A 12307-nucleotide genomic window follows, 5' to 3' on the forward strand; every position below is an offset into this window, starting at 1 on the left:
ATGATCGGGTGTTATCGCAGTGGAGGCATCATGCAGACCATTACCGCTTCTGACATCACCATCGTCGATCTGGGCCTTGCCGATACGGTGGAAGCTCAACGCCTTTCATCACAGGAATCCTGGCCGCATCGCGTGGAAGACTGGCAGTTCTTGCTGGATATCAGCCAGGGCGTCGGTGCGATCCGTGACGGCAAGCTGGTGGGAACGGCGGTGCTGACGCCCTATGGCAATACGGCTGCCACCTGTAACATGATTATTGTCGATCCGGCCCTGCGTGGTCTTGGGCTCGGCCGCCGGCTGATTGAAAGGCTCCTGGAGCAAGCGGGTGGGCGCGAATACCGGCTGATCGCCACCCAGTCGGGTCTGCCGCTTTACGAAAAACTCGGCTTCGTCGCGACTGGAAGAATCCGGCAGCATCAAGGTTTGGTCAAAGCCGTCGCCGCGACGGCAGAGGTGAGCGAGGCGACCCACGACAATCTCGCCGATCTGATCGCCCTCGACAAGGCAGCGCTCGGCCTGGATCGGAGTGCGCTGATGGCGAAACTGATCGCCGAAAAACCGTTTCTGCTACTTCGCGACCAAAACGGTTTGCGCGGCTTCGCCGCCTCCCGCCCGTTCGGCCGTGGTTACATTCTCGGGCCGCTGGTGGCGCGTGACGATGAGGCGTACCGAATTCTTCTCAACGCCTCCATAAAACGCCACGAAGGAGAGTTTCTGCGTATCGATCTGACAGAGGCTGCTGCAGGTGACGCCGCATTGGTCGAAGCAGCTGGGCTGGTGCATGTCGGCGGCGGTATCGCCATGACGCGGCCAGGAGCCGAAGGTGTCGATGTGGCTGGCGAGGCGCGCGTCTATGCGTTGGCCAGCCAGGCCTTGTGCTGACGCTTCAACTTCCATTGCAAGGATCAAAAAGAAGCCCGGAGACAGCGATGTCTCCGGGCCTAATCGTTGGGGGAGCTTGTTTGTTCAGATCAACCGACGATGATGTAGATCTTGCGAACGGTCTCTATCGTCTTCCAGGTACCGACATAACCGGGCTTCATCATGAAGCTGTCGCCCTTCTGGAAAATGCGCGGTGCATGGCCCTGTTCGGTCAGTTCGACAACACCTTCGAGCAAATGGCAAAACTCGAATTTTTCGCCCTTGATGGAATGGTTTGAACCCGGCGTGGCTTCCCAGATGCCGGTGATGACTTCGCCGCTGCGGGCATCGTCGAAAGCCCATGTGCTGTAAGTGGGATCACCTTCGATAAGCTTGTCCGGATCACATTTCTTCACCGTCGGCGTGCCGAGTTTGGACTGATCGAATTTGATGAGAAGGCTCATGTATTGCTCCTGAATTTATTGGAAGCGGTCGAGCGCCTTATAATAGGCGCCGACCAGGGGAAGAAACCAAGGCTTGCCGAAATGACCGGGAACAGCGTTCCAGGCGAGACCATCCCAGGGGTTGCGGTTGATGCGGCCGGTCATCAGATCGGCCATGATTTCACCCATATGGGTGGCGAGTTGTGCGCCATGGCCGGAATAGCCCATGGCGTAATAGAGACCGTCGGCTTTGCCGGCGCGCGGATAGCGATCCTTGGTCATATCGACCAGTCCGCCCCAGCAATAGTCGATGCCGATATCAGCTAGGTGCGGAAAGATCTTTGCCATGCTGTCGCGCAGGATGGCGCCGGCCTTGGCATCCGACCGTTGATCCGAACTTGCCGAAAAGCGTGCACGTCCGCCCCAGATAAGCCGGTTGTCCGGTGCGAGACGGAAATAATTGCCGACATTCATAGTGTTGACGTAGGTGCGTTGACCCGGCACCGTTGCCGCCACTTCGTCATCCGTCAGCGGCCGTGTGGCGATCAGAAAACTGCCGACCGGAATGATACGGCGGCGGAAAAAAGGGAAGGCCGCGGTGGTATAGGCTCCGGTCGCCAGCAATACTTTCCCAGCGAGAATATCGCCGTGCGGCGTCTTCAGTCGCCAGACATTGCCTTCGCGCTCACGCCCCGTTACCGGCGTATGCTCGTGAACGACAGCACCGTGGCGGGCGGCGGCGGTTCCCAGCCCGCTGACAAAACGCCCCATATGCATCATTGCGCTTTTCGTCTGCAGCATGCCACCGTGAAAGGCGTCTGAGCGGACCTCGTTCACCAGGTCGGCGCGGCTGAGCATTGCCGTATCCGGGTCGGCATCGCTGTGGAGTGCTTCGAAATTGCGGGCGAGGTTTTCGTAATGGGCCGGTTTCGAGGCGAGCTTCAGCTTGCCGGAACGGCGAAAGTTACAGTCGATATTTTCTTCCGCAATGATCCGCTCGATGGTGGCGATGCCATCGTCGAAGGCCCTGTAGATCGCCCGTGCCTTATCGGCGCCAAAGGTCTCACGGGCATGGGCGTAACTGTGGGCAATGCCGTTGTTAAGATGTCCGCCGTTCCTGCCCGAGGCCCCGAAGCCAACGGTCTCTGCCTCAAGTACCACGACGGAATGTCCCTCCTGAGCCAGCTTGCGCGCGGCACCAAGCCCGGTGAGCCCCGCGCCGATGACCGCATAGTCGAAACTGCCGCCGCCGGCATCGAGCGATGCCGCTTCGAAGGTGGGAGCCGTATCGTGCCAGTAGGAGAGGTATTTCATCTCATCTCCTCACAGGCCGAAGACGCCTGGTAGACCGCCGATGTCATTGATTTCGCTATATTCGTAGAACGGGTTGGCTGGCTCGTGCTTGCGGTTGACCCAGACCTTCGACGTGATGCCGAGGTCGTGCGCGGTCATCAGGTCGTAGCGGAACGAGGAAGAGACATGGGTAATGTCCTCCGGGCCACAGCCGAGCGTGTCGAGCATGTATTCGAAGCCATTCATCTGCGGCTTGTAGCTGCCGGTCTCTTCTGCCGTCAGAACCAGATGGAAGGGCGCACCAAGCTTTTCGACATTGGACATGATCTGGCTCTTCATCGCATTGGAAAGGATGACGAGCGGGATTTCCTTGGCAACGGCGGCCAGGCCAGCTGGCACATCAGCATGCGGCCCCCAGGTTGGCACTTCCTCATAGATGCGCTTGGCATCGTCAGCCTTGAACATCACGCCATGCCTCTTGCAGGTGCGCTCGACGGCGTTGTGAACCACGTCCGCGTAGGGTTTCCAGGCACCAAGAATTTCGTCGAGGCGGTAGGCGGAAAAGCTCTTGATGAAAGCGAGCATTTCCGGCTCCGGCAGGTCGTTGCCGTAAATGCGCCGTGCCGCGCCCGCCATGTCGAAGTTGGTGAGCGTGCCGTAACAATCGAAGGTAACGAACTTCGGACGGAAGGTCATGGCGGGAATTCCTGTGTTGCGAGCGTTGGCGAGCCTCCCGGGCTCCTGGGACAAATCCTAGGGGCGTATCGAAGATGGACCGGCCGCATTGCGGGCCGGCGAAAGCACAAAACACCGTATCTTGCTGTTGCCGCGGAACGATCTTGCGGAAGGCCAGACTGCGCCCTGTCCTTGATGGATGATGAACCGAACCATGAGCGGCATATCCTTCGGCTTCATCGATTGCGAACAGCGCAATCTTTCGTGCCAGCCGGTCAATCAATCGGACAGTGCGCGATCCAGGCCGGATAATCGGAGCAAATCAAAGGGCTCCATTGCTCACCTGAACGTGCGGGTCGGGCTAAACAACCGGAAACGATCATGCTGTCCAATTCTCTCGTCGAACTCGATCGCCGTCACCTTATCCATCCGGTTGCCAGCTGGCGTGGTCATGAAGCGGCAGGCGTACGCGTGCTGGCCTCCGGGCAGGGCGCCAAAGTGCGTGATGCTTCCGGTAAGGAGTTGATTGACGGTTTTGCCGGCCTTTGGTGCGTCAATGCCGGTTATGGCCAGGAAAGCGTCATTGAGGCTGCAATGCAGCAGATGCGCGAACTGCCCTATGCGACCGGCTATTTCGGTCTCGGTTCGGAACCGGCGATCCGGCTGGCAGCGCGTCTAGCCGATCATGCACCGGGTGACTTGAACCATGTCTATTTTACACTCGGTGGTTCCGATGCGGTAGACAGCACCGTGCGTTTCGTCCGTTATTACTGGCACGCTCGCGGCCTGCCGCAGAAAGACCAGTTTGTAACGCTGGAATATGGCTATCACGGTTCCTCTACAGTCGGTGCAGGCCTAACCGCCATCCCGGCTTTCCATGCTGGTTTCGGTGTTCCTTACGACTGGCAGCATAAAATTCCGTCGCCTTATCCCTATCGCAACCCGGTGGGGGAGGGCGCGACTGACATTATCGCACAGTCGAAGGCGCAACTGCTGGCCAAGGTCGAAGAACTGGGCGGTCCCGAGCGTGTCGCGGCGTTTTATGCCGAACCGATCCAGGGCTCGGGTGGTGTCATCGTGCCGCCAAAGGGCTGGATGAAGGCGATGCGCGCTCTTTGCGCCGAACTGGATATCCTCTTCGTCGTTGATGAGGTCATCACCGCTTTCGGCCGCACCGGTCCGCTTTTTGCCTGCAGCGAAGACGATATCGTGCCGGACATGATCACCACTGCCAAGGGCCTGACTTCAGCCTATGTACCGATGGGCGCAGTATTCATGTCGGAAAAGGTCTATCAGACAATCGCTGATGGTGCCGGCAAGACTGCTGTGGGCCATGGTTATACCTATTCCGCGCATCCGGTTTCCGCCGCCGTGGGCCTCGCTGTCCTTGATCTCTACGAAGGTGGACTGCTGGAAAACGGCCGTCGTATGGGTGAACGCCTGCAGGCCGGCCTGCATTCGCTCAAGGATCATCCGCTGGTCGGTGATGTGCGCGGCCGCGGCATGCTGGCTGCAATCGAGTTGACCACCGACAAGGCCAAAAAGACGCCACTGCCGGCCGCTTCTCTGCCTTCGGCGCGCATCTTCGATCGCGCTTGGGATGCAGGCCTCGTCATCCGCGCCTTCGCCTGGGGCGTCATCGGTTATGCACCGCCGCTCTGCTGCACCAACGCGGAGATCGATGCCATTATCGAGCGGACGCGCCATGTACTTGATCTGACACTCGAAGATCCGGATGTCCGCGCCGGGATCCGCTAATACCGGTAGATGCGGCAGCGCAGTGTCTGCCGCACACATCCTTATCTCCACCGCGACCGGACTGCGGTCGTGGGCTAACGACACTGCCTGTATTCTCTGGAGAGTTTCATGCCTGCGCCCTTGATGACGATTGCCACCGGAACCGATGTACCGGCCCGTGCCGATGCAGTGGTGATCGGGGGCGGAATCGTCGGCACCTCCGCCGCCTATTATCTGGCACGATCAGGCCTCAACGTCGTGCTCCTGGAAAAGGGCCGGATCGGCGCCGAGCAATCGAGCCGCAACTGGGGTTGGTGCCGCCAGCAAAACCGCGATGCCCGCGAACTGCCGATGGCGACGAAAAGCCTCGAACTCTGGGACAGGCTGGCCGCGGAGATCGGCGAGGACGCCGGTTTCCGTCGTTGTGGGCTGACCTATCTTTCTGACAGCGGAAGTGAAATCGAAGGCTGGGCCAAATGGCGCGACTTCGCCATCACCCAAGGTGTGCGCACCTTCATGCTGAGCCCACAGGAGGCGGCAGAACGCGGCCGGGCAACCGGTAAAGCCTGGAAGGGTGGCGTGTTTTCGCAGGATGACGGTATCGCCGATCCCGCCCGCGCCGCACCCGTTCTGGCACTCGGTGTGATGAAGTACGGTGGCGCCGTTCTACAGGAATGCGCGGCGCGGGGCGTGGAACTTTCAGCCGGTCGCGTCAGCGGTGTGGTGACGGAAAAGGGAATGATCGCGACATCGCAGGTGGTTGTTGCCGGCGGCGCCTGGGCGTCGTCCTTCTGTCATCAACTGGGTATCGGAATGCCGCAGGCTTCGACACGCTCCACCATTCTTTCCATCAGCCCCGGCGCCGCAGGCGATATTCCGCCAGCGCTTCATACCAAGGATGTATCGGTAACGGCACGCGGCGATGGTGGCTGGACGCTGGCAGTTTCCGGCCGCGCGCAATTGGACCCGACGCCGCAGAACATTCGCTACGCGAAAGCCTTTCTGCCGATGTTTGCCCGCCGCTGGGGCAATCTTTCGGCCGGCAGCCTACAAGGCTGGGGTTGGGGCCACGAGAGCCGCCGCATATGGAAGCTTGATCGTCCGACACCAATGGAACGTGCGCGCATTCTCGATCCGCGGCCGAACCGCGCGGTTGCCGAGGACACTTTGGCACGAGCGCGAAAGCTGTTGCCGGGATTGTCTGCAAACCCGGTGCAGGCGACCTGGGCCGGGTATATCGACAGCACCCCGGACGGTGTGCCAGTGATCGGCGCGGTGGATCATATTCCGGGCTTCATGATTGCGGCCGGCTTTTCCGGGCACGGATTTGGCATCGGCCCGGGGGCGGGCTTGCTTGTCGCGCAGATGCTGACCGGGCAGGCCACATTGGTGGATCCGGCTCACTATAAGCTGGAGCGTTTCAGTAAAATGTCGTGGGGTAAGGTTTCGGAGTTCTGACCAGGCACTAGTTTGGCAGATTGCGAGGGGGAGCGATCAAATCCAGCATGTCCCATCGAGACAGGAATTGGTTTACTGGACGAGATGCTCTGCATCCTGAAAGATCATCTCAGACGAGAGGCCCGCATGTTGATCGGCGATTGCACAGAGCTGCCATCCACATTTTCAACTTGGCTAGTCCAGGGGCAACGCCCCCGAGCGTGCTGGCTGTTGGCAATGCAGCGAATTTATCGGTCACATGAGCGATCTCCGGCTTATAACCATACGATCGGGCATCGGCTTCTTTTAGCTTGAACGTCCGCTCGCATACCGTCATCGAGCGTTTCAGCAGTCGCGCAGGGATAAGTGCCATAACCTTCATTGGTTTGAAACCATCTCCAAAGCGACAAAGATAACCACCTCATACGCCGTCATGAGCCCGCCAACTGAGCTTCATCACAATGGAGTAATTGCTCCCACAAGAGCGCCGTTGATATTGTGTCGTGCAAACACACCAAGGGAGGGCGCATATATGCCCACCGAAACCGTTGAGCCATATACATTCCGCGTGCTGCCATTTGAGTCCGAGAGGGATCCCACAATTGGAGCATTTTCGAGACGCTCGAAACGTCGAAAGCGACCTCAAAATCGCGCCAACAAACAAATTCATACAAGTATATTATAAATATTATACCGAAATATATTCACGTTATTAAATAATAATTACAATTCACTACACCGCAAGTGGGAAGGAATACAGATAAATGGCAACCGTGGATGTTGTTATTCCTTGTTACAATTACGGGAAATACCTTCGCAGAAGCGTTGAAAGCGTTGTCAGTCAAGCCGGAGTAGACACCAGGGTCCTCATCATAGACGACAATTCACCGGACGATACGTATGAAATAGCCTCAGAATTATCTAGTAAATACAATAATGTGCTCCATACAAGGCACAGTTCTAACATTGGGCATATACGCACATACAATGAGGGGTTGGATTGGGCGGAAGCCGATTACACCCTCCTGTTATCGGCCGATGATTTCTTGATGCCGGACTCTCTCGCATTATCGACAGCCGTCATGGATGCCAACCCCGAGGTCGGGTTTACTTTTGGCAGAGCCCACCGCTGGGACGATGAGCGGATTGAGGAGGCGGGTGAGCACTTCCCTCGAACGCCTAGCAAGACTCAAATTCTACACGGGCACGCGTTCATAAGGTTAGCCGCCGCGCGAAACATTGTCCCTACTCCGACTGCCGTTGTCCGAACAAAGCTCCAAAAGCTTCTCGGCGGATACAAGCAGGAGCTTCCGCATTCGGGAGACATGGAGATGTGGCTCCGCTTTGCCGCCCATGGCTCCGTCGGGATATTGAACGAATATCAGGCAATCTACCGGCAACACAAAACGAACATGTCAAAATCATATCAGGTTCACGGTTGGCTTCCGGACCTGATCCAAAGAGAAGCAGCATTGCGCTATTTCTTCAAGGAAAACTCCCACTTGATGGAAGTCCCGGTTTTTACACATAAAAAGTCGATATATATGCTTGCCAAAGAGGCGTTTAACTACGCAAGCGCCGCATTAAACTTGAACGAAAGTGAAGCTTGCAAAGATCTGGAAAGATACGGGCTGTCGATATCACCGGTTTCACGACTTTCAAAATCGTGGGTCAAGCTGAATTTAAAGAAATGTTTGCAGATATTTCCCCGCTCTCCAAGGCGCCCAAATGCGCAGCTTGATTGACAATTGAGGACGCTTGCCATGAAGCAACAGATGCCTACCAACGAACCTGGCAGGTCAGCTCCGCCTTGCCCAAACCTCATGATAGTGACGCGTCAATTCGGTGCGAGCGGCCAACCATGGATATGGCGGCAAGTGAGCGGGATCCAAGGATTTAAGAAGCAAGTCGTTTGGTGGAAACGCGAGAACACAGTCAGTCAGCCACGAAACGATTTCGAAGAATTCCAAATTTCCGGCGACCCAGCCCCTTATGATAACCGTGGCCGTTGGCTTCACAGGTCCAGAACGGCCATGTCCGGGAACTTCTACGCATCCGTTGGAAAGGAGCGCCGGCAGATCGCGGAATTAATGGCGCAACTACATCCAGGGGTTATACTTTGCTATTTTGGTGACATGGCGATGCGACTATTGCCGGTTGCCCTTGAACAAAAGGTACCTCTTGTCGCTTATTTGCACGGCGACTTTTTATTTAAAACCAACAGATGGTATCGCTGGAGTCTACGCGCCTGCCTGGAACATTTCGCTGCGGTGGTTGTTGTCACGAATGCAGAACGTGATTGGCTCCTCAAACATGGTGTTCCCAGTCATAAGATACACGTCGTACCGTGCGGAGCGCCCATCTCCGTATTCCATCCCGTACGTGATCTCGGCAATTCAGAGCTAAATTTCATTATGGCCTCTCGATTGGCAGAGGAAAAAGGTTGCCACCTATCGATTGCTGCATTTTCCAAATTTCTTAAAATTTTCCCGGCAGCCCGCCTGAGTGTTTTCGGTGATGGTCCTCAGCGCTCTGATCTTGAACAGCTGGTCGCGAAACTGAATCTAACCAACCGCGTTATTTTTCATGGTTACGTAGGCCAGCTTGAACTTGCGCATCAAATGGCGAAGCATGACATCTTCATTCAGCATTCTCTGAGAAAAGAGGGATCTCCCGTCTCGATTGTGGAAGCTATGTCATGTGGATTACCCACAATCTCAACGCCGGTGGGCGGAATTTCGGACCTTGTGATCGATAAGGTGACGGGACTCCTCATTGACGAGGGCGACGTTGGCAGGATGGCAAGCTCGATGGCTTTGTTGGCTGCGGATGAGGATTTGCGCAGGAAATATGGCAATGCCGCCATGGAAAGAGCGGCCAGCCGTTTCAACTCGGACATTCAAACAGAGATATTACAGAAAATACTGGAAGGCGCTTGTGTCAGAGCGGCTAGGACGTTTGTCTAAGCGGCGATAAAACTGGCGAGCAGGTTGTGCGCCGTCCGGCGGGCGGACCGGCGACGAGACGAACGCCCGCAGTTTGCCCAGTCCTTGTTGACGGCAGGATAGACAAATCTCATTTCCGGCGATGCAACAATGAAACCGCCAAGCGCCGTGGCAGCACGTTCCCACGCCGTAATCAACTGACGGGCCGGTGATTGACCGAGCAACGGGAAACAGAATCGCGAGAATATCGAAGCAGGATTTTGCCCGTTGCGATGCCATCAGCCATGGAACAGTATCCCAAAAAATAGAATCAGGGCGAGCGCTGGTTGCACGGCTTCGCAGCAGACGAAAGTTCAGCAGGGCATGATCGACGGCAAGCAGTTCCATGCGGAAATGGATAGCATTCCCGTTCAGTTCCAGGGGCCTGGCGGCGTTGTTGGCGTGGTAAGTCAAGGGCGTGTCATCGCCCGCCATGCCTGGGGTTTTTCCAACCTCGATACGCGAAGCCGGATGACGCCGCAGACACGGCTGCCAATCTGCTCAATCTCGAAACAATTCACCTGCGCGACCCTGTTGGCAACCTGCGGGCAGCCCGAGCATCTGGATGCACGTCTTGCAGACCACCTGCCGAATTTCGAGGGGCCGCTACCGCTTGTGCGCGACCTTTGCAACAACCAGTCTGGCCTGCGTGACTATTGGGCGTTGACCGTTTTGCATGGCGCAAAGGCTGAGCAAACCTTCTCGCGGGCGGATGGAACGTCGGTCCTCTGGCGCACGCGCACCGCGCACTTTGCGCCGGGTACGCGCTATTCCTACAGCAACGGAAATTTCCGGCTCATTGCCGATTTGGTGGAAGAGGTTTCCGGGGAGGCGCTCGAAGCGCTCTATGCCCGGCATGTTTGGCAACCGGCCGGTATGGCGGGCGCCACGCTGACCGCTGATACGAGGCAGCCGGAAGACGGCGTGACCGGTTATGAAGGCAATGATGCAACGGGATACCTGCCGGCGGAAAATGGGATCTATTGGCGGGGCGATGCGGGCATTTCCGCCTCGCTTGATGACATGCTTGCCTATGAATGCTGGATTGACGCGACGCGCGAGGACCCGGACAGCCTCTATCAGCGGATCGCGGCACCCCAAAGCTTCCGCGATGGGACACCTGCCGCCTATGGTTTCGGCCTCAAGCATTCGCAGGTTGGTGATTTCACCTTTACCGGTCACGGTGGTGCCCTGCGCGGCTTCCGCGCTCATCGGATTTGCTCGACACAAGCGCGGCTTTCCGTTGTGGTCATGTTCAACCACCAGGGCGATGCCCATGGAGCAGCTCAGCAGGTGCTGAGGGCCGCACTCGGCCTGCCGCATCCCGTATCGCGGCCGCTGCACAAACGCTATGCGGGCCAATGGATCAGCCATGAGACCGGCCTGCTTGCGCGGCTTGAAACGGGATACGAAACGGTAAGCCTCCGCTTCGGGACTTCGGTCGAGGCGCTGCAGGAAACGCCAGAGGGGAAGCTTGCCTCCCTTGACGTCAGCGTCAGTCAAGAGGGCGCAGATCTCCTCATGCAGCGCCCGCAGGAGAATTTTTCCGAAAGACTGGTGCCGGTGCCCGCCGCGACGCCAGTCGCGGATGTGGAAATTGCAGGGCGCTACCGTTCGGCGGAGCTTGCGGCGGATATCGTCATTGAGCACCGGGACGGCGCCGCTTATCTCACGGCGGAAGGTTTTTTGGGTATCGGCGGCCTGAGATCATCAGGCCTGCAGGGCCGGATCTCTGGATCGTCGTGACGCGCCGGTCCATGGACGCGCCCGCGCCAGGTGACTGGACGTTGCAGGTCATTCGCGATGAAGACGGTCATGTCATCGGGCTGACGCTTGGCTGCTGGCTGGCGCGCGGGATCAGCTATGACCGGTGCGCGTAATGGCGCCAACCGGTTGAAAATTAAAGCCCTAGGCTAATTTTGCATAGGGTGCTGCCCAAATTGAATTGGTCAGCTGCCGCAAATCGTTTCTATGGTCCGCACCAAGGTCAACTGGCGCGGCAAGAGGAACAGATGGGCAGGATCGTCTATGTGCACGGTCAATTCGTACCGGAGGAGGAGGCCCGCATCGGGCTCTTTGATCGCGGCTTCCTGTTCGGCGATTCCGTCTACGAAGTGACAGCGGTGATCGGAGGGCGGATGATCGATAACGACCTGCACCTCAACCGCCTGGAACGCTCACTGAAGGAGCTTGCTATTCCCCTTGCTTTTTCCCGAGCGGAAATTGCCAGCGTCCAGGCAGAACTCATTGCGCGCAACGCCCTGCAGGATGGCACTGTCTATCTGCAGGTCTCGCGCGGCGAAGCGGATCGTGACTTTTTCTATTCCGATGCGCTGGCTCCGCGTCTCGTCGGCTTCACCCAGGCGAAGACGCTGACGGGCACGAAAGCGCAGCAGCACGGCATAGCGGTCAAGTTGGTGGACGATCCGCGCTGGCAACGGAGGGACATCAAGACGACGATGTTGCTCGGCCAGGTCATGGTCAAGCAGGCGGCGCGCGGTAGTGGTTTCGACGATGTCTGGATGGTCGAGAACGGGCTGGTGACGGAAGGCGCATCATCGACGGCTCATGTCATTACCGCCGACGGACGCATTCTGACCCGTGCCGCCTCGCAGGCAACATTGCCGGGCTGCACGCAGCGCGCCATTGCGCGGCTCTGTGCCACAGAGGGACTACAATTGGAGGAACGCGCCTTCACGCCCGAAGAGGCACAAGGCTCCGCCGAAGCCTTCCAGACCTCTGCCTCAAGCCTGGTCATGCCCGTCGTGCGCATCGGCAGCCGAATGATCGGAGACGGTAAGCCCGGTCCCATCACCAGAAAACTCCAGGCCCTCTATCTGGAAGCAGCGGGCGTTCCGGTCTAGGAACGGCGGAACG

9 protein-coding genes and 1 pseudogene are annotated in these 12307 nt (G+C 57.8%); 7 read left to right on the plus strand and 3 right to left on the minus strand.

The genetic code is table 11. The annotated features are described in order from the left end of the window. Positions 1 to 30: 30 nt before the first annotated feature. Complete coding sequence (locus ASC96_RS07230; protein WP_060502365.1) at positions 31 to 882, plus strand: GNAT family N-acetyltransferase; 852 nt, start codon at positions 31 to 33, stop codon at positions 880 to 882. An 89-nt stretch (positions 883 to 971) separates the two neighbouring features. Here ASC96_RS07230 and ASC96_RS07235 read toward each other — a convergent pair whose 3' ends face one another. Genes ASC96_RS07235 through ASC96_RS07245 form a run of 3 tightly spaced genes read right to left on the minus strand, consistent with a single transcriptional unit; the run spans position 972 to position 3293 of the window. Beyond that, positions 972 to 1325 (minus strand): cupin domain-containing protein, encoded by a 354-nt coding sequence (locus tag ASC96_RS07235; RefSeq protein ID WP_060502366.1) that lies wholly within the window; start codon positions 1323 to 1325, stop codon positions 972 to 974. A gap of 15 nt (positions 1326 to 1340) precedes the next feature. Further along, positions 1341 to 2618 carry an FAD-binding oxidoreductase gene (locus ASC96_RS07240; protein WP_060502367.1) on the minus strand — a complete coding sequence of 426 codons (1278 nt, stop codon included), beginning with the start codon at positions 2616 to 2618 and terminating at the stop codon, positions 1341 to 1343. Between the two features lie 9 nt (positions 2619 to 2627). Then, positions 2628 to 3293 (minus strand): haloacid dehalogenase type II, encoded by a 666-nt coding sequence (locus ASC96_RS07245; protein ID WP_060502368.1) that lies wholly within the window; start codon positions 3291 to 3293, stop codon positions 2628 to 2630. A gap of 360 nt (positions 3294 to 3653) precedes the next feature. Between ASC96_RS07245 and ASC96_RS07250 the strand changes: the two genes are divergently transcribed. The 6 genes and pseudogenes from ASC96_RS07250 (at position 3654) to ASC96_RS07285 (ending at position 12294) form a co-directional block, all read left to right on the plus strand. After that, positions 3654 to 5030, plus strand: a complete 1377-nt coding sequence (locus ASC96_RS07250) for an aspartate aminotransferase family protein (protein WP_060502369.1) — start codon at positions 3654 to 3656, stop codon at positions 5028 to 5030. A 108-nt stretch (positions 5031 to 5138) separates the two neighbouring features. Next, complete coding sequence (locus tag ASC96_RS07255; protein ID WP_060502370.1) at positions 5139 to 6467, plus strand: FAD-binding oxidoreductase; 1329 nt, start codon at positions 5139 to 5141, stop codon at positions 6465 to 6467. A gap of 743 nt (positions 6468 to 7210) precedes the next feature. After that, complete coding sequence (locus tag ASC96_RS07265; protein ID WP_060502372.1) at positions 7211 to 8191, plus strand: glycosyltransferase family A protein; 981 nt, start codon at positions 7211 to 7213, stop codon at positions 8189 to 8191. Between the two features lie 132 nt (positions 8192 to 8323). Beyond that, positions 8324 to 9412, plus strand: a complete 1089-nt coding sequence (locus ASC96_RS07270) for a glycosyltransferase family 4 protein (protein ID WP_162246332.1) — start codon at positions 8324 to 8326, stop codon at positions 9410 to 9412. A gap of 372 nt (positions 9413 to 9784) precedes the next feature. Beyond that, a pseudogene (locus tag ASC96_RS07280) lies at positions 9785 to 11310 on the plus strand (D-aminopeptidase). 132 nt (positions 11311 to 11442) lie between these two features. Beyond that, the gene (locus ASC96_RS07285; protein ID WP_060502375.1) at positions 11443 to 12294 is read left to right on the plus strand and encodes a D-amino-acid transaminase; all 852 of its coding nucleotides are present in this window, start codon (positions 11443 to 11445) and stop codon (positions 12292 to 12294) included. Positions 12295 to 12307: the final 13 nt, after the last annotated feature.

The organism is Rhizobium sp. Root1204, assembly GCF_001424965.1.
Taxonomy (GTDB): domain Bacteria; phylum Pseudomonadota; class Alphaproteobacteria; order Rhizobiales; family Rhizobiaceae; genus Pararhizobium.